This window comes from Sorangium sp. So ce726, assembly GCF_051521405.1.
Classification (GTDB): domain Bacteria; phylum Myxococcota_A; class Polyangia; order Polyangiales; family Polyangiaceae; genus Sorangium.
Genome location: NZ_CP150349.1, coordinates 11,726,983 through 11,744,004 on the forward strand (window position 1 = coordinate 11,726,983; position 17,022 = coordinate 11,744,004).

The window sequence follows — 17,022 nt, forward strand, 5'->3', positions numbered from 1 at the left end:
GGCGAAGGGGTCGGCGCGGGCAAAATTTCCAGCAGGTGCGCGGCGCTCAGAACGAGTTCGTCGCGACGAAGTAGAACTGACCGCCAGGGATCGCGAGATCGCTCAGGCCATAAGCGTACCCGAAGCGCAGCTGCGAGGAGAGGACGTACCCGATGCTCAAGCTCAGCCACAGCTCACCGCCGACCGAGGCGTTCAGCTGGGGCGAGTAGAGCAGGCTCTTCCGCGTGAAGAGGGCGAGGTCGTCCATCTCGAAGCGGTTGAATGCGCCGCCGTGGTCGAGGAAGAGGCTCGCGTCGATGCGGCGCAGGTAGATCGGCAGCGTCACGAGGCCGCGGTCAGGTTGCAGGACGGGCACGCGGTACTCGAACGTCTGCGAGAAATAGGAGCGGCCGAACATCGCGCCCGGCGCGTAGCCACGGAGCGTGAACGAGCTATTCGTGACCCCGGTGAGCAATGTGTCGACGAGGGTGAGGTTCTCGAGATCGTACCCGCCCACGCCATAGCTGGCGCCCCGGGGGAAGTTGCCGCCAGACACCGCCCCGGCGACGCGAAACGCGAGGGTGTGATCGCCTGACCAGGGCATGGCGACGTAGGCGGTGAGGCCCGTCGAGAACGCGTAGGTCGTATAGCTGCTGCCCGTCTCCGGGCCGGCGTAATCGAGGCCAGCGTTCAGTGACACCCCGCGCGGCGCGCCGGCGGCGTCGAGCGAGCCCTCGGCGTTCGAGAATCCGTAGCCGAGGTGCGCGAGGTTCAGCGTGCCCCGCGGCGGGAGGATGGTGCGGGGCGCATACGGGTCGAGCTTGTCGCCGATGGGGAGCTGCCCCTTGAACGCGGCGCTGCCGAACGACGCGCTCAGGGTATGCCGCGAGAACTCGCCGCGGATCGGATAGCTGATGCCCGCGGAGATCCCGATCGTTCGCTCGTCGTAGACGACGTTTCGGCCGTTGAGGCGGTAGCCGCCGCGCGGCGAGATGTTGTGGTACGCGCGGACGCCGAGGTCGATAGGCAGCCGGCCGTAGTTGTACCCGAGCAGGACGTTCGGGGCCGGCGCGTCCGGCTGCACGGTGAGCTCGCCGAAGATCGTGTGGCGACCGACGATGTCGGTGCCGGTCACGCTCACCGTGAGCGCGTTCGAACCATAACTGCCGGGCGCGTAGTCGAGCGTGATCGCGCGCGGCGCGAGCGTGGGAAGCGGGTTGTAAGGAACGCGCTCGAGCCGCGCCGCCGAAGGCTCGGTGGCGGGATCGGGGCGATCGCCCGGGGGCGGCGGCGCCGGGAGGAAGCGCGCCGGATCGAGCGGCATGGCGAAGAGGTCGTGGCCCCGAGAGGTATATCCAACATAGACAAGCGTCTTGCCATCGGGGCTGATCGCCGGGTGCAAGGCCCCGAGTCTCACGTTCGTGACCTGGCGCAACGCGCCGGACGAGACCTCGTAGGCGTAGACGTTGTGGATGCCGGTGCGATCGGAGGTGAAATAGAGCGTCTCGCCGTCGGGCGACCAGACGGGGTTCATGTCGGTCGCGCGATCGCGGGTCACCTGACGGAAGCTGCCGGTGGCCACGTCCACCACGCGGATGTCGCGATAGCCGCCGGCGGTCCAGACGCTGTATGCGAGGCGCTTGCCGTCGGGCGAGAACGACGGGGAGTAGGCCTGCTCGAAGCGGGCGCTCGGGACGAGATCGCGCCGCTCGGACAGGGCGCCATCGGTGGAGAGGCGCGCGATCTCCAGGTAGCGGGTGCCCTTGCTGTTGAGGGAGAAGGCGACGAGTTCTCCGGTGGGGCTCACGTCCGGGGCCGAGGATCGGAGGCCCTGCGTCAACCGGCGCCGCGAGGGCTCGTCGCCGTCGGGCGCCGCCTCGCCGCGCGGGAGCAGGACGAGATCGTTTCGGTAGTAGTGGTTGCGCCACGGCAGGAGCGCCGTGAAGACCAGGTCACCTGCCGGCGTGAACGCCGGTCGCGAGGGCGCGTTGGTGCGCGCGACCAGCGCTTCGTGGCGCTCGCTCCCGGGCGCGGGCGCGGCGAGGGAGACGCGGTAGATACCGGGACGCTCCCTGCCGTCGTCGCGGAAGTAGACGATCTCGTCTGCAGCGGTCCGGCGCGCGGCGGGCGGAACGAACCGCGGGTAGAGCACGTTGCGCCCGTGGTAGGTGAGCCGCGCGCCCTCGCGGAGCCCGCGCGCCTCGACGGCCGCCATCTGCTCTCGGTAAAGCCGGCGGAGGTGGTCCTTCCAGCCCTCGTACAGCTCGACGTAGGTCCTGCCGGTCACGCGGCGGATGGCGCGGTTGATCCCCCACGGGATGAGCGACGCCCCGTAGTCGGCGGAGACGGCGCGCATCGTGTTGGGCCCGTAGACGTCGATGATCCAGCCCAGGAACCTCGATCCGTAGAGATACCAGAGGTTGCCCTGCGGCCAGCGGAACGCGGCGCTCGAGATCTGATCGAGCCCCGCGATGTTGTCCTCGAGCACGTCGGCGCGCAGGTACATGTCGAACATGCTCGAGCGCATCCGGCCACCACTCGAGTGGTGGCTCTCGCTCACCACGGCGAGCCCCTCGATGATCCACCGCGGCTGCACCTGGTTCGGCGAGAACGTCTTGCCCACGATCGCGTTCAGGATAGCCGGGATCCCCGAGGTGTTATCGATGTGCGCGATGTGCGTGAACTCGTGCGTGAGGAGATCGAGGTACCAGTCGTCGTAGTCGCCGAGCGTCGACAGGTCGTCCGGACCGGATGCGAGGAGGTGGATCGAGTTGTAGGGGAGCGTGCCGGCCGACCCGTTTGCTATCTCGGAGTCGTCGGTGATCAGGATCTCCGTGCGGCCCTGCGGGGCGTAGCCGAGCGCATCCTCGACGCGCCCGTAGATCGTCTCGGCGAGCGAGGCGATGCGCGCCGCGATGGGCGCGAGGCCCTGCGAATGGTGCACGCGGAAGTGGGCGGTCTCGAACGTCCAGAAGGCGAGATCGGGGTCGCCCGTCGCCCAGGCCGGCCGCGGCGCGAGGAGCAGCAGCGCCGCGAGGGCGACGGCAGAGAGGACGAACGCTGCGCGGTGGAGCGGCCGGCTCGCTCGCGAGCCGGCGCGCGCGGGAGGAGAGTTCACCAAGATCGAGGCGGCGTGGCGACCTCAGAGGTCGTCGTAGAAGAGCGGTTCCCTGTTGCGCGTGAACCGGGACACGAGCTGCCGGCCCTCCGCCGAGATCTGCGTGATCCGGGCGCCGAAGCCTGGTTCGGCCGAGTCCCTCGAGCCGCCTGCCTCGCGCGTCCACCGGACCGCGGCCTGCGCTGTGAACTCGTAGTTGCCCGGCAGGCGGACACGCAAGGTCACGACGGAGCCCGTCGGCGGGATCTTGTAGGTCGCGACGAAGATGCCCCCGTGCTCGATGACGTCGTTGCCTGCCAGTCCCTTGTAAAAATTCGACGGCGTCAGAGCGCCGAGCTCGACATCGACGACCGCGGCGGGCGTGCGGTGGTCGACGGGCTGGAGCATGGCCTGGGGTTGCGCAGCGCCGCGCGGGTCTGCGGCCGGGTGCGATGCGGCGGGGTAAGCGGGCGCCGGCGCACGCCGCGCCTGCTGCGGCGAGGGTAGCGTGTGCTGGACGGGCGCGGGCGCGGCCGGGGCGGGCGAGGCCACCGCTGCATGTGCAGGCGCGAACGGCGCTGGCGCGGCCACCGCTGCAGGTGCAGGCACGAACGGCGCTGGCGCGGCCACCGCTGCAGGTGCAGGCACGAACGGCGCTGGCACGGGCACAGGCGCAACCGGCGCTGGCGCGGCCACCGCTACAGGCGCTGGCGCAACGGGCGCTGGCGCGGCCACCGCCACGACGGGCGCTGGCGCAACGGGCGCTGGCGCGGCCACCGCCACGACGGGTGCTGGCGCGGCCACCGCTACCGGTGCAGGCGCAACCGGCGCAGGTGCGGCCGCCGCTACGGGCGCACGCGCCTGCGCGGAGGCGCCGGCGGCCTGCGCCCTGCTCAGCGCGTTGACCTTGCTCAGCGAGGAGGCGACGTGCTCCATCAGCACGTCCACCACCGGATCGGCCACGGTGATCCTCTGCAGGCGGTTCAGGACGTCGCGCACGTGGCCGAGAGCGATATCGCTGCCGTCGAGGGCCTGGCCCCCGGAGCGCTCGATGCGATGCATGATGCCCATCGCCAGCGCTATCGGCTCGGCGAGCGCCTCGATCTCAGGCGACACCCCCCCGTTCGACTGGAGCGCATTGAGCGCCGCGGCGAGCAGTTCGCGGGCGCTTTTCGCAAGCTGCGCGGGTTCCGACATGAATCCTCCGAAGGGCGCATCCTACGCGGTCGCGCGCGCATAGGTTCAGGATTCGATGGCCGCGAGCCGGCCAGGCGACCCCGCCGGCGACGCAGCCGGCCGCCAATCGCCCCCTGCCGGCGGTCACCCGCGCGACGCCCCCGACTCCACGAGGGCCGCGAGCTCACCCACCGACGCCGGCTCTCCGTCGATCTCCCCGTCCAGCAGCGCGACGGCCGTGTCGCCGGTCCGCACCAGGACCACCCCGCCCTCGACCACCGCCTCGCCGGGCGCAAGCGCTTCGGGAAAGCTCGCCGCCGGCGCGGCCCGCAGGACGATGACGCACGCGCCCTCGATCTCGGTCCACGCGCCCGGAGCCGGCGCGAGGGCGCGGACGTGTCGGAGGACGCGCTCCGTCGGCCAGGACCAGCAGATGGCGCACGCCTCGTCGTCAGGCGCAGGCGCCTGCGTCGCGAGCGCCGGATCCTGGGCGACGCCCGCCACCTCCTCGCCGCGCGCGAACCGGGCGACCGTGCGCCGCAGGACCCGAAGGCTCGGCCGGTCGAGCGCCCGGGCGAGCTGCCACGCGGTCCACCCCGGATCGATGGGGAGCTTCTCCCGTTCAAGGATGTCGCCGGTGTCGTACTCCGCCTCGATCCGATGCGCCGTGACGCCGCTCTCGGCGTCCCCCGAGGCGATCGCCCAGTAGGTGGGGTCCGGCCCCCGATGACGGGGGAGCAGCGAGGGGTGCACGCCGATCCCCCCGAGCCGCGCCGCCCTCACGAGCGACATCGGCAGGCGCGTGGTCCAGAACCAGCTCACCAGGAGATCGGGCGCGAGCGCCTCGACGCGCGACGCGAGCTCCGGGCGCTCGACGTCGGGACGCAGCAGGAGGCGCGAGCCGAAGACCCGGCGGGCCCGGCGGAGCCCCACGGCGTCGGCGCGGCTGATCGCGGCGAGGGCGATCTCGTGACCGTCGCCGTGAAGCAGCAACGCCGCCAGCGGGAGGCCAAAAAAGGCGACCCGCAGAGGGCGCTCACCCGAGCGTCGGCCGAAAAGTTTTCCGTGTGCGAGCAGGCTGATAGGTGAAGGCTCCGATGGCGGCGCCCCCTCTGCAAGGCTCATTTCGTCCGGCGCTCCGGCCCGGCCACCGCTACGACGCGTCCGCCGCGCGCCGGCCGATCCTCGTCTTCGAGGACGTCTACAAGTCGTACCGCGCCGATCAGCCGGTGCTGCGCGGGATGTCGCTCTCGATCGAGCGCGGCGAGTTCGTGTTCATCACGGGCCCGAGCGGCTCGGGCAAGAGCACGCTCCTCCGCCTCGTGCACCGCACCGAGCGCGTCGACGATGGCCGGATCCTGTTCCTCGGCCGGGACATCGCGCGCCTGACCGACACGTCGATCCCCGCGCTCCGGCGCAACATCGGCTTTGTTTTCCAGGATTTCAAGCTGGTCCCGAGCTGGACCGTGTTCGACAACGTGGCCATCACGCTGGAGGTGCTCGGCCTCCCGTCGCGCCTGCTCCGGACCCGGGTCGGCGAGGCGCTCGAGCGCGTCGGTCTGGCGGGGCGCGGCGGCGACCGAGCGCAGGTGCTGAGCGGCGGCGAGCAGCAGCGCGTCTCGATCGCGCGGGCGATCGTCGGAGAGCCGACGCTGATCCTCGCGGACGAGCCGACGGGCAACCTCGACCCGCAGCTCGCGATCGATCTGCTCGGGCTATTCGAGGACATCCACGAGACCGGCACGACCGTCCTGTTCGCGACGCACGATCGGACGCTGCTCGACGTGCGCCCCCGGCGCGTGGTCGTGCTCGACGACGGGAAGGCGACCGACGTACCGCAGGGCCTCGGGTCTGGCGGCGAGTTCGCGGACGGCGACGACGAGGACGAGATGGACAGCGGCGTGCGCGGCGCAGCGTAGCGCCGAGGGCTCCGCCTCACGAGACGGATAGAGGGAACCGGATGCAGACCAGCGAGCGTGACGATCGGCGGAGATGGCTTCGCACCTGGCGGGCAGGGAGGAGCGATTGGCGGCTGCAGGCGCTGTCGATCTTCTCGCTCGCGGTTGCGTTCGTCTGCCTCGCGTCGGCCCTCCTCGTGGTCACGAACCTCATGGCGGTGCGCGATCGCTGGTCGCGCGCCGGCCGCGCCACGGTCTACCTGCGCGACAGCGCGACCGAGGCGCAGACCGCAGAGCTCACCCGCGCGCTCGAGGGCACCGACGGCGTGAAGAAGGTGCGGCTCGTGACGAGCGCCGAGGCGCGCCGCGAGGTGGTGCACGACGACGGCGACAAGGCCCTCGCCGCGCTTCCGCCGAGCGCGTTCCCCGCGTCCCTCGAGGTCGGCTTCACCGAGGAGGTCTCCGACGAGGCGCTCGCCTCGATGACGGTGAAGCTGCGCGCCCTGCCGGCCGTGGACACGGTGGAGACGTACCAGCGCTGGACGGAGCGCCTGTCGTCCCTCCTCAGCGGCGGCGTCGCCGCGAGCGCGTGCCTCGCCGCGATCGTCCTCTGCGCCGTCGTGAGCGTCATCGGCTCGACGATGCGCCTGCTCTTGCATCGCCGGAAGATCGAGGTCGAGGTGCTGAAGCTGGTCGGCGCGACCGACGGCTTCGTGCGCCGGCCGTTCATCGTCGAGGGCGCCACGCAGGGCGCCGCCGGCGCGGCCGGCGCGCTGCTCGTGCTGGGCGCCCTGTTCATGATGGTGCGCGGCCGCTTCGATCACGAACTCGCCAACCTGCTCGGCGTCTCGCCGTCGTTCCTGCCCTGGGAGGTCGCGTTCGGGATGGTCACCCTCGGGGCCGCGCTCGGCGCCACGACCGCGCTGCTCACGCTGCGCAAGATGGTGGCCGTGTGAGGCGCCGCATCCGGCTCGCGCCGCTGGCGCTGGCGCTCCTCACCGGGGCCGCGACGAGCGGCGCCGAGGTGCCGGCGGTCGACGCCCCGGCGGCCAGGGCCGCGGCTCCAGCGGCGCGCCAGGGCTCCGCGCTGGCCGAGAACGACCTCGATCGCCTGCTCGCGAAGCTCGACGCCGAGGAGAAGGCGCTGCGCGCGGAGCTCGACGCGATCGGCCCCGCGCTGGAGCTCACCCGCCGCCGGATGATCGCGCGCGGGCGCGCGTACTACCGCCACGTCCGCGCCGGCTTCCTCCCGGTGGGCGGCGGGTTCGACGCGCTGGTGGACCACGCCGCCCGCGTGGAGCGCACCCGGCTCGCCCTCGAGCGCGACCTCGCCCGCGAGGCGGAGCTGACCCGACGCAGCGCCGAGCTCGCGGACCGGCTCACGCACCTCGGAGCGGAGCGCGCGCCCCTCGAGGTGCACCGCGAGGCGATGAACCGCGCCCGGGTCGCGCTGGCCCAGGAGGAAGAGCGCCGCGCCGCGTTCTCGCGCGCGTTCGAGACGAGCGTGCGCCCCGACTACCTCGCGATCTACGGCGCGGACACCGGACCCGCCGAGCTCGATCGCCGCGCCGGCTTCCGCTCGCTCATGGGGCGGCTCCCCTTCCCGATCGCCGGCCGCGCGGAGGTGCGCAAGGTGTCGCGCCGCGGCGCCGGCGGCCCCGGCGTCGAGCTCACCGCGCTGGACGGCGCGCCGGTCCGCAGCGTGGCCGCGGGGCGGGTGGCCTTCGCCGACACCTACGCGGATTACGGGCTCACCGTGATCGTCGATCACGGCGAGCGGCTCTACTCGGTGTACGCGAACCTCGGCGCCGCGGATGTGCGCGCCGGCGATCAGCTCGCGGGCGGGGCGCGGGTGGGCACGGTCGCGAGCGGACCGAACGGCGCGAAGCTCTACTTCGAGCTGAGGCGCGGCGCCGAGGTGATCGACCCGGGTCCCTGGTTCGGGATGTAGCGACTCGAGCCCGCCACGCGCCGCCGCGAGGCGAGCCCGCGCGACGCGCGAAGTGTGCTAAGGCGGCCCCGTGAATCGCCCTGACGGCCGCGCCCTCGATGTCCACCGCCCCGTGGAGATGATCCTCGGGTTCCACCGCAACGCAGAGGGCTCCGTCCTCTACCGCGCCGGGAGAACGGTCGTGCTCTGCACGGCCTCGGTCGAGCCCACGGTGCCCGCCTGGATGATGGGGAAAGGCGCGGGCTGGCTCACGGCCGAGTACCAGATGCACCCGCGATCGAGCCCAGCCCGCAGGGAGCCGCGCGACGGGCGCGGCAAGGCCCCGAGCGGGCGCACGCAGGAGATCCAGCGGCTCATCGGCCGCGCGCTCCGGGCGGCGATCGATCTCAAGCAGCTCGGCGAGCAGACGATCGCGATCGACTGCGATGTCCTCGAGGCGGACGGGGGCACGCGGACCGCGTCGATCACCGCCGGCTTTGTGGCGCTCGCGCTGGCGCTCGACCGGATGCGCGCGGCCGGATCGCTCGAGGCGCCGGTGCTCCGCGATCAGGTGGCGGCGATCAGCGTGGGCCATCTGCCGGGCGGGCTCGCGCTCGACCTCGTCTACACCGAGGACAGCTCGGCGCGCGTCGACATGAACGTCGTGGCGACGGCGGTCGGCTCGATCGTCGAGGTCCAGGCGACGGCCGAGGACGAGGCGATCCCCCGGGCGGAGCTCGATCGCATGACCGACCTTGCGCTCGCGGGCGTGGCGTCGCTCGCGAGCGCGCAGCACCGGGCGCTGTCGAGCGCGGGCGTCGACCTCTCCGCGCTCTTCCAGACGGATCGCTGGAGGGTCGCGTGAGCCGAGAGCCGCTGCGCCTGCTCGCCGCGACCTCGAACCGAGGAAAGCTCGTGGAGCTGCGCTCGCTGCTCGCCGACCTCCCGATCGAGGTGCTCTCGCTGGCGGACGTGCTTCCGGGCGCGCCGCCGGTGGTCGAGGACGGCGCGACGTTCCTGGACAACGCGCTCCTCAAGGTGCGCGCCGGGGCGCTCCGATCGGCGATGGTGACGCTCGCCGAGGACTCGGGGCTCGAGGTGGACGCGCTCGGCGGACGGCCGGGCGTCCGGTCCGCCCGCTTCGCGAGGGAGGGCGCGACCGACGCGGAGAACAATGAGGCGCTGCTCGCGGCGCTCGCTGACGTCGCAGACGACCGGCGCCAAGCGCGCTTCCGCTGCGTGATGGTGCTGCTCGATCCGCGGTCCGAGGCGCAGCCCATCGTGACCGAAGGGCGCTGCGAGGGGTGGATAGGCAGGCAGCCCAGGGGCGCTGGCGGCTTCGGATATGATCCGCTGTTCGTCGTGGAGGACTACGGACGGACGATGGCCGAGCTCGACGAGGCCGAGAAGAACCTCGTGAGCCACCGCGGCAAGGCCGCACGGGAGATGCGTTCCTCGCTCGAGGCGCTGCTCGCGCGACGGTAGGACGATAGGCGGAGCGCGGTGGGTGCCGATCAAGCGGCGACGCCGGACGGCGGTTGACCCCGTCCGGGACCGCTTGTAATCGCGACCGAAGGCACCCAAGTACTGCCCGGTGATCGGATCCCCTGATGAAGCAGGACTGGAAGGCCGTCGGAAGCTACGGGACTGTCGGTCTCGAGGTGGTGCTGTGCATCCTGGTCGGCCTGTTCATCGGCCGCTGGCTCGACGGGAAGCTCGGGACCGATCCGTACCTCTCGGTGCTCTGGTTCTTCTTCGGGCTCGGCGCTGCCGGCAAGGCGGTCTTCCGGGCGTGGAAGGAAATGCAGGCTGTGGCCGAGCGCGAGGAGCGCGAGCAGGGGAACCCTGCGCCGAGGTTCGACGACCGGAAGGCGCAGCAAGACGAGCGCGCGCCGGACGACGTCCGCCGGACAGACTCGAGCGACGACGTCCGCGATCCCGACGGGCTGCAGGACGCGAAGGGGAACGATGAGCGCTGAGCGAAGGCCAGGGGCGCCCGATAGCGACCCGCCGCACGAGGAGCCCGACGCGGAGGAGCGGCCCGGCGTCGGGGACGCCACGATGCGGTCTGTGCTCCGCTGGGTCGCCGGCACGGCCGCGGTCCTGTCCGTGGCCGCGCTGCTCGCGTACGGCGCGCGCGCGGCGCTCGGCGTGTGCATCGGAGGCGCCATCGCGACGGTGAACCTGTACGTCTTCGCGCGCATCGTCGACGCGTTCCTCTCGCGCCGGGGCCACACGGTGTCGTGGACGCTGATCGCGATGATCAAGCTCACCGGCCTGATGGGCGGCGTGTGGCTCCTCCTGAAGAGCGAGATGGTCTCGGGCGTCGCCCTGATGGTCGGCTACGCCTCGCTCGTCGTCGGCATCACCCTGGGGACGCTGTTCGGACCGAAGCCCCCGGCGGACGGAAGCCCGCCGGGCGCTCGCGGCTGAGCTCCCGCCGGAACCGGCGCCTCCGGGAGCGACCCGCGCGGCGTGAGGAGGCTTGGCGCGCTGCAGGGTGCCCCCCGTAAACGAGTTGTGGTAGAGGCGAGGCCCCTCGACCGAGGGTGAACTCCCACAAGGCTCGCCAGCGCTCGCGGCCGTGCCGGCACAGCCGCGCGGCTGCCGGCGCAGCGCATCGACGACGAAAGCCATGCCTGAGCACACAGGGTTCCTCACGTACCTCCTGGCGCAGCTCCCCGGACTCCGGGAGAACGCTCGCAACATCGGCAAGACGTTCATCGGTCACCACACCGTGGACTACCGCGGGACCGAGCCGATCTTCATGAGCCTTCTGATCATGGTGCTGTTCGTGCTCCTCGCCAGCGAGGTTCGCGGCCAGTACCGGCGCCTGAACGAGTCCGTGATCCCGGAGGACAAGCTCACGCTGCGCACGTTCTTCGAGGCGTTCTTCGGCTACTTCTACGGGATGGCCCGGGACGTCATGGGGCCCGCGAACGCGAAGCGGTACTTCCCGCTCATCGGGGGCTCGGCCGCGTTCATCTTCTTCTCGAACGCGTCGGCGCTCATCCCGGGAGTGAACCCGCCGACCTCGAACCTGAACATCACGATCGGGTGCGCGGTCGTGGTGTTCGTCCTGTTCAATTACTACGGGCTGAAAGAGAACGGCTTGGGCTACATCGCTCACCTCGCCGGGCCGAAGTGGTACCTGGCGCCGCTCATCTTCCCCATCGAGGTCATCTCCACCTGCGTCCGCCCGGTCACGCTCTCGATCCGGCTCATGCTCAACATCGGCGTCGATCACCTCGTGGCGAGCATCTTCCTGGGGCTCGTCGCGCTGTTCGTCCCGGTGCCGCTGATGTTCCTGGCGATCATCGTCATCGTCGTGCAGACGCTGGTGTTTTGCCTGCTGAGCTGCATCTACATCGGGCTCGCGACCGAGAAGGCAGACCATCACTGACCGCTTCGCCTGACCGCCTGGTCAGCTGCCCACCGGCGCCGCGGAGAATGGCGCTGGAGGTGAAGAGAAGGCTAGCCAGCCCTCGAAAATCGGATTAGAGGGGCCCCGCTGTCGATGGGTTGCCCCACAACGGTGGTGGATCGCGGAAGCGCGGCCCCTACCGAGCAGTAGCAGAGGTCCCTGGAGCGATCCCCGGATCTCGATGGGGGACCGCCCCGCGGCCCCTGACCCACGCAGATGTTTCGCATGCAGCCCCGCGGGCTGTGTGGCTTGAAAGGAGCAGATTCGGATGTCGCTGAAGAGCAAGCTGTCGCTGTCCGCCGTTGTCGGCACTGCGCTGGTACTGGTTCCCGCTATGGCGCTGGCGCAGGATGGCGCGGCGTCGAACAAGTACGACGCGAACTCGTGGCTCGCCGTCGCTGCCGGATTCGCGATCGGCATCGCTGCCCTCGGCGGCACCATGGGCCAGGGGCGCGCGGCAGCCGCCGCCCTGGAGGGCATCTCCCGGAACCCGGGCGCCGCTGCCCGGATCCAGACCCCGATGATCCTCGGCCTGGCGCTCATCGAGTCGCTCGTGCTCCTCTCCTGGGTCATCGCGTTCTTCCTCCAGGGCAAGATCGCCCCCTGAGCCAGCGCTCGCCGCGCCCGCCGGGCCCGGCTCCGCTGCTCCTTCCCGCCTCCCTCTCCCTGCTACCCCGGTCGAGCGCTCCTCGATGGAGCCTCGCCCGCGCGCGCTCTCGCGCCCGAGCATCGCTCCATCCCCTCGCTTCCACGCCTGCACGACCTCGAGCGCCGAACCGATCCGCCTGCCGCCTCGCCTCGCAGCAGCGCCGGATCCGACACGCCACTGGTTCACGCCGGCCGCAGATCTCGACCTGCCGCTACCTCACACGCACGACGGTGCCCGGCTCGTGCGCCGTCGGGAGGACGGCCGTCCAGCCGGCGGGGAGCCGGGGCGACGTCCACCAGAAGAGCCGCTGCGCATCGAGCGGAGCCAGGTTCACGCAGCCGTGGCTCCGCACCTGGCCGAACGAGCGATGCCAGAACGCGCCGTGCAGCCCGACCCCCTTCGAGAAGTACTGCACGTAGGGGACGTCCTCCATCCGGTAGTACCGCTCGGCGGCCTCGTCCTCGAGGTTGTCCATGTCCGAGGTGAGCAACTTCGCCCAGATCCGGAAGGTGCCGGCGGGCGTGGCGCGCTGCGACCCAGGCGCGCCCTTGCCGGTCGAGACGAGCGTCGCGAACACGGGGCGGGGCCCTTCGTAGGCCACGAGCGTCTGCGTCGCGCGCTCGACGTCGATCCAGCGCTCACCCGCCTCGACGTCGACCTCGGGCGGCGGCGCCACCGACGGGCGCCGGAGATCGCGGATCGAGATCCACGCCGCGACGTCGCCCTCCGCGATGCGCGCGAGCTTCCCCGAGGCGCCCTGCGCCTCCTCCAGGTAGGGGACCACCTCGAACCGCACCTTGCTCTCCTCGGTCCGCGTGAAGCCCGCCCCCGTCCGCGTGTAGAGCGGAGCCCGCTCCGACACGACCCACGCGGTCGCGATCTGCGCAGCGCCCGGCGCGACGTCCACCCCGTGGAACGCGAACGCGCGCACTGGACCGAGATCTCGCATCGGCAACCAGAAGCCGCTGTTCGTGCGGCCGTACCGGGCGCCTCCCTCGGTCCGCTCCTCGACGATCGCCACCGCGAAGCCGGGCTCGAGCTGCGCGTCCGGCGCGTCGATGTCGGCCGCCTCGGCCCGCCGATAGCCGAAGGTCCCGTCGGGGCCGACGAAGTAGTAGCGGTAAGGGAGCCCATCCGGCATCTCTCGCCACGTCCGCACCAGCGGGCTGATCGGACCCGCGGCGGAGAGCTCGACGGCGTCGTCGCAGACCCAGGCCGCGGCGCCCACCTCGAGCCAGCGCCCGAGGCATCCGCCGGCGCGCCTGGCCGCAAAGATGGGCAGCTGCACGTTGCGATCGACAGAGCCGCGCCGGCGCGCGCCGTCGCCGGGGGCGTCGAACAGCGGCTGGTCGCGCTTGAGCACGCGCGCGCTCCTGACCCACGCCGGCAGCGGGGTGTCGTCCGCGGAGACCCACGGCGGCAGCTGCGAAGCGAGGACCGCCCCGCCCCAGATCGCCACGCCGAGGCCGACCACCACGGCGCCGCCGCGACGCGCTCGTCGCAGCGCGACGCGGCGCCGTTCCTGCGAGCCGGCCTCGGCGCCTCCACGCTTCGTCATCCTGCGGCGGGATCCTAAGCCTTCGCCTGCGCTCCAGCCAAACTCCCGCCTGCGCGCCTGCGGTCGGCGGGTTCAGCGGTAGGAGAAGCGCACTTCGTGATCGCAGATCCGGAAGAGATCGCCCTCGACGATGGCCTTCCGGGCGATGCGCTGGCCGTTGTACTCGACGCCGTTCGTCGAGCCCATGTCGACCATGTAGTACTGGCCGTTCAGGAACTCGACCATGGCGTGCTGGCGCGACACGTTCGGATCCTTGATCGTCAGATCGCTCGATTGTTTGCCGCGCCCGATGATGAACCGATCCTTGTTCACAACGAACCGCTGCCCCGCGTAGAACGCGGCGAGCGTCGGGCCAACGGGGACCTGATTCGGCATCCCCATGGCCATCGGCGGCGGCCCCGGCACGCTGCTGGATGCCTGCGGCGGAGCGACATACGGCGGCGGCGACAGCGGGGGCGCGAGGGGCGGCGCCACCGGCGGTCCCATCGGCGAGGCGTAACCGGCGGCGTTGCTCATCGGCGGAGGCGGAGGCCCCGAGCGGCTCGCCGAGGCGCCCGGGAGGCTCTGGCGCCCGCCGGGGTTCGTGGCCTGCGACGGGAGCGGCGGCGGCGCGCCGAGGCGCGTCACGCTGGTCGGCGGAGGCGGCGGGCCGCCGACGCGACCCGGAACGGGCGGAGGCACAGGCAGGCTAGGCCGCTTGCCGCCCGCGTTGCTGCTGCCGGGGGGCGGCGGCGGCGGCGGCGGCGCGCCCGGACGGACCTGCCCCGGAGGCGGAGGAGGCGGCGTGATCGCCGGGACCGGCGTCGGCCCCGGCCCGACGGGCGTCACGCCGTACGGCGGCGACGGCGCGCCATACGCAGGCGCCGAGGCGCCGTAGGGCATCCCGGCTGCCGGCTGCTGCTGCAAGCCTCCCAGGGGCGGCGCCGAGCCGGACGTCGCCAGCCCAGGCGGATGGGGCGTCGCGAGGGGAGGTGGCGCGCTGGCCTGATGAGCGTGCGGGACCGCCATGTGCCCGGAGGGGGGCACCGCGTCGCCCCTGGCGGGCGGCGGGAACGGCGTGCGCGGGCTGTAGCTTCGCTGCCGAGCGTACTGCTTCATCGACTCATTGATGAGGTAGTCGATGGAGCACTCGAGCTCGCGCGCCATCTGCTCGAACGTCTCCCAAAGGACATCGCGACACTGGAACGTCCGTGCGCTTTTCTTGTTCGGATCCGCGCTCATCTCTACCCAACGATAATGGAGGATGAATTGCGCTGGGAAGCCTCCTCCCGGCCTCTTCCCTGCAAGCAACTGACGGCTCTGGGCCGCGCGTGACGCGCGCGGCGGACGAAGAAGCGCGTCACTTCTTCTCGCCCTTCTCGAGCTCCGGCTTCCTGTCCTGCATGGCCGGCTCGATGCAGTACTGAACGAACTCGCCGACGGTCTTCACGTCCCTGAGCTCGCGCTCGGTCGATCCCTCTTTCTGCACCTCGCACGCCCACTTGCAGTCCGGGTCGGCCTCGCAGACCGGCACGCGCGTGGTGTCGCCCTCGAGCGGCTTGACCGCCGGGAGATCGGCCGCCGTGCCGAACGTGAAGTAGTAGGCGATCGCGCTCGTCCGCACCGCCGCCGAGCCCGCGGCGAAGTGCTTCTTCAGCGCCTCGACGGGCAAGCCCTCCTTCAGGTCGCCGAGCGCCGCGCCGTACGTGAGCGCCTCCGGCATGGCGAACCCCTTGCTGTCCTTGGTGTCGGGGAGCCTGCCCATGAACTCGTCGATGTGCTTCACCGTCGACATCTTCAGGATGGTCGCGGCGGCGGCGCGGCGGATCTTCCACTTGTCGGTCTTGAAGAGGCCGTAGAGCTTCTCGACGACGAGCTCACGCGGCATCTCGCCGACGCGGCGGAAGGCCTGGTCGAGCACCGCGTCGGGCGCGTCCGCGGTCGCGATCTCGAGGATGCGCTGGATGTCGCTCGGGTTGTTGCGATCGAGCCGGCCTTCGAGCGCGGCGAGGGCGGCCTGGCGGCGCTTCTCCGGCTGCTCCTTGTTCGCCGCGAACCCGAGGAGGAAGTCCACCGACGGCCGGCCGCCGAGCTTCTTCATCGACCCGAAGACCCGGAACAGCTCCTCCTCCTGGTACTGCGCGAGCTGCGCCTCGAACTGCTTCTCGGTCGGCGCGAGCTTCGACGCGGCGTTCGCCGCCTGGAGCTCGGGCTTCTTGACGGTGGTCCACTCGCCGGAGGTGACGAACCTGGCGATGGCGACCAGGTTCGCCGAGGCGGCCTCCTTCGTCGGCGCGTCGCCGTACTCGGCCACGAGCGACGCCAGCTGGTCGAGCCGCTTCGCCTCGCGGGTCATCAGCTTCGGCAGGCCGGCCACCGCGGCGGGGCCGATGAAGCGCAGGAGCTGCTCCATCCCGTAGGCCTGCGAGCGGTCCTCGAGCCGGTGCTCGAAGTCCGCCATCGCCCAGTCGATGAGGGCGGCCTTGAGCCCCTCCTTCAGCCCCTCGTCCGCTATGATCACGGTCCGATCCGACGTGAGCATCGCGTACGCGGTGTCCTTGTAGGGGAACGACGTGTCCTGCGGGAGCGGCTGCCCTGGCTGCGCGACGGGCGGCGGCTTCCTCAGCTCGGCGATGATCGACGGCACGAGCGCCGCAACGATCGATTGCCGGGCCTCCGGCGCCATGGTCGCGAGGGTCTCGACCACGATGCCGATGCCCACGCGCCGGCCCTGCCGGGGCTTCATGCGGATCAGCGAGGTGGCCGCCTCGATGCGGAGCGAGCTGTCGTACTTATCGTGAAACAGCACCGCCCTGAGCTTGTCCGGGCCGTGCGCCGTGGTCTCCCACCGGTGGATGTCGTTCTCGTTGACGCGGCACCCGCTCGTCGCGAGCCCTGCGCCCGCGGTCGCGAGGCACAGCAAAAGAAGGCCCGCAGCGCCGACGCGCCGCCCTGCTCGTTCGACAGTTTCCATGCACGTCCCAGGAGGGTCGGGATGGTACCGCCCGCAGCGCTCTGTTTGAAAGAATTTCAAGGCCGGAATAGGGAGGAGCCTTTCCAAAGTCTGCGCGAAATCTGGCCAGAACTCCAGAGCGCCGGCGGCCTGCGATCCCTCCCCCCTCCCGGCTCCCTCCCCTCGCCTGCGCTGCCCAGAAGTGGGTGCGTTTCGCCCTCCCAGCGAGCTCAGGCGCGCACGGCGCGTGGCAGCGTTCACACCGCCCCGCCTCTTCCTTGTCCGTCCTTCCTCTTCCGATCTCTTCCACTTCTTGCAGCCCTCCCATACTTCTTGCCCCCGGAGCGAAGTGCGCATATGTGAGCAAAGTAGGTACAGG

At 71.4% G+C, this 17,022-nt stretch carries 15 protein-coding genes; 9 read left to right on the top strand and 6 right to left on the bottom strand.

The genetic code is table 11. The features are described 5' to 3' along the window. Positions 1–46 precede the first annotated feature (46 nt). The 3 genes from WME79_RS43805 to WME79_RS43815 all read right to left on the bottom strand — a co-directional run bounded on the left by WME79_RS43805 (position 47) and on the right by WME79_RS43815 (position 5,245). Positions 47–3,097 (bottom strand): BamA/TamA family outer membrane protein, encoded by a 3,051-nt coding sequence (locus tag WME79_RS43805; protein WP_437527805.1) that lies wholly within the window; start codon positions 3,095–3,097, stop codon positions 47–49. A 24-nt stretch (positions 3,098–3,121) separates the two neighbouring features. Next, positions 3,122–4,273 (bottom strand): hypothetical protein, encoded by a 1,152-nt coding sequence (locus WME79_RS43810; RefSeq protein WP_437527808.1) that lies wholly within the window; start codon positions 4,271–4,273, stop codon positions 3,122–3,124. Positions 4,274–4,396: 123 nt separating this feature from the next. Beyond that, positions 4,397–5,245 carry a methionyl-tRNA formyltransferase gene (locus tag WME79_RS43815; RefSeq protein WP_437527810.1) on the bottom strand — a complete coding sequence of 283 codons (849 nt, stop codon included), beginning with the start codon at positions 5,243–5,245 and terminating at the stop codon, positions 4,397–4,399. Between the two features lie 104 nt (positions 5,246–5,349). Here WME79_RS43815 and WME79_RS43820 point away from each other — a divergent pair, with 104 nt between their 5' ends. From WME79_RS43820 to WME79_RS43860, 9 genes are all read left to right on the top strand, one after another. Then, the gene (locus WME79_RS43820; protein WP_437527813.1) at positions 5,350–6,171 is read left to right on the top strand and encodes a cell division ATP-binding protein FtsE; all 822 of its coding nucleotides are present in this window, start codon (positions 5,350–5,352) and stop codon (positions 6,169–6,171) included. Between the two features lie 41 nt (positions 6,172–6,212). Further along, on the top strand, positions 6,213–7,106 hold the full coding sequence (locus WME79_RS43825) for a cell division protein FtsX (RefSeq protein ID WP_437527816.1): 894 nt from the start codon (positions 6,213–6,215) through the stop codon (positions 7,104–7,106). Beyond that, complete coding sequence (locus WME79_RS43830; protein ID WP_437527819.1) at positions 7,103–8,101, top strand: murein hydrolase activator EnvC family protein; 999 nt, start codon at positions 7,103–7,105, stop codon at positions 8,099–8,101. The genes WME79_RS43825 and WME79_RS43830 overlap by 4 nt, the downstream gene beginning before the upstream one ends. Before the next feature lie 70 nt (positions 8,102–8,171). Next, on the top strand, positions 8,172–8,945 hold the full coding sequence (gene rph / locus WME79_RS43835) for a ribonuclease PH (RefSeq protein WP_437527822.1): 774 nt from the start codon (positions 8,172–8,174) through the stop codon (positions 8,943–8,945). After that, the gene (gene rdgB / locus WME79_RS43840; protein ID WP_437527825.1) at positions 8,942–9,565 is read left to right on the top strand and encodes an RdgB/HAM1 family non-canonical purine NTP pyrophosphatase; all 624 of its coding nucleotides are present in this window, start codon (positions 8,942–8,944) and stop codon (positions 9,563–9,565) included. Before rph ends, rdgB begins: the two co-directional genes overlap by 4 nt. Before the next feature lie 125 nt (positions 9,566–9,690). Next, positions 9,691–10,059 (top strand): AtpZ/AtpI family protein, encoded by a 369-nt coding sequence (locus tag WME79_RS43845; protein WP_437527828.1) that lies wholly within the window; start codon positions 9,691–9,693, stop codon positions 10,057–10,059. Continuing rightward, positions 10,049–10,513, top strand: coding sequence for an ATP synthase subunit I (locus WME79_RS43850; RefSeq protein WP_437527830.1), 465 nt, complete (start codon positions 10,049–10,051; stop codon positions 10,511–10,513). The genes WME79_RS43845 and WME79_RS43850 overlap by 11 nt, the downstream gene beginning before the upstream one ends. 202 nt (positions 10,514–10,715) lie before the next feature. Continuing rightward, the gene (gene atpB / locus WME79_RS43855; protein ID WP_437527833.1) at positions 10,716–11,483 is read left to right on the top strand and encodes a F0F1 ATP synthase subunit A; all 768 of its coding nucleotides are present in this window, start codon (positions 10,716–10,718) and stop codon (positions 11,481–11,483) included. Positions 11,484–11,772: 289 nt separating this feature from the next. Then, positions 11,773–12,111, top strand: coding sequence for an ATP synthase F0 subunit C (locus WME79_RS43860; protein ID WP_012240589.1), 339 nt, complete (start codon positions 11,773–11,775; stop codon positions 12,109–12,111). A gap of 253 nt (positions 12,112–12,364) precedes the next feature. Here the strand turns inward: WME79_RS43860 and WME79_RS43865 are convergent, their stop codons facing one another. From WME79_RS43865 to WME79_RS43875, 3 genes are all read right to left on the bottom strand, one after another. After that, the gene (locus WME79_RS43865) at positions 12,365–13,711 is read right to left on the bottom strand and encodes a L,D-transpeptidase (RefSeq protein WP_437527836.1); all 1,347 of its coding nucleotides are present in this window, start codon (positions 13,709–13,711) and stop codon (positions 12,365–12,367) included. 72 nt (positions 13,712–13,783) lie between these two features. After that, positions 13,784–14,932: an FHA domain-containing protein gene (locus WME79_RS43870; RefSeq protein WP_437527838.1), complete on the bottom strand. Its 1,149-nt coding sequence runs from the start codon at positions 14,930–14,932 to the stop codon at positions 13,784–13,786. A 118-nt stretch (positions 14,933–15,050) separates the two neighbouring features. Next, a complete protein-coding gene (locus WME79_RS43875) occupies positions 15,051–16,664 on the bottom strand; it encodes a hypothetical protein (protein WP_437527840.1) in 1,614 nt (537 codons plus the stop codon). Between the last annotated feature and the right edge of the window lie 358 nt (positions 16,665–17,022).

Coding starts and splice junctions, on each gene's coding strand:
- WME79_RS43865 (WP_437527836.1), bottom strand. CDS start 13,711: ATGACGAAGCGTGGAGGCGCCGAGGCCGGCTCGCAGGAACGGCGCCGC.
- atpB (WP_437527833.1), top strand. CDS start 10,716: ATGCCTGAGCACACAGGGTTCCTCACGTACCTCCTGGCGCAGCTCCCC.
- WME79_RS43810 (WP_437527808.1), bottom strand. CDS start 4,273: ATGTCGGAACCCGCGCAGCTTGCGAAAAGCGCCCGCGAACTGCTCGCC.
- WME79_RS43860 (WP_012240589.1), top strand. CDS start 11,773: ATGTCGCTGAAGAGCAAGCTGTCGCTGTCCGCCGTTGTCGGCACTGCG.
- WME79_RS43845 (WP_437527828.1), top strand. CDS start 9,691: ATGAAGCAGGACTGGAAGGCCGTCGGAAGCTACGGGACTGTCGGTCTC.
- WME79_RS43825 (WP_437527816.1), top strand. CDS start 6,213: ATGCAGACCAGCGAGCGTGACGATCGGCGGAGATGGCTTCGCACCTGG.
- WME79_RS43820 (WP_437527813.1), top strand. CDS start 5,350: ATGGCGGCGCCCCCTCTGCAAGGCTCATTTCGTCCGGCGCTCCGGCCC.
- WME79_RS43870 (WP_437527838.1), bottom strand. CDS start 14,932: ATGAGCGCGGATCCGAACAAGAAAAGCGCACGGACGTTCCAGTGTCGC.
- WME79_RS43875 (WP_437527840.1), bottom strand. CDS start 16,664: ATGGAAACTGTCGAACGAGCAGGGCGGCGCGTCGGCGCTGCGGGCCTT.
- WME79_RS43850 (WP_437527830.1), top strand. CDS start 10,049: ATGAGCGCTGAGCGAAGGCCAGGGGCGCCCGATAGCGACCCGCCGCAC.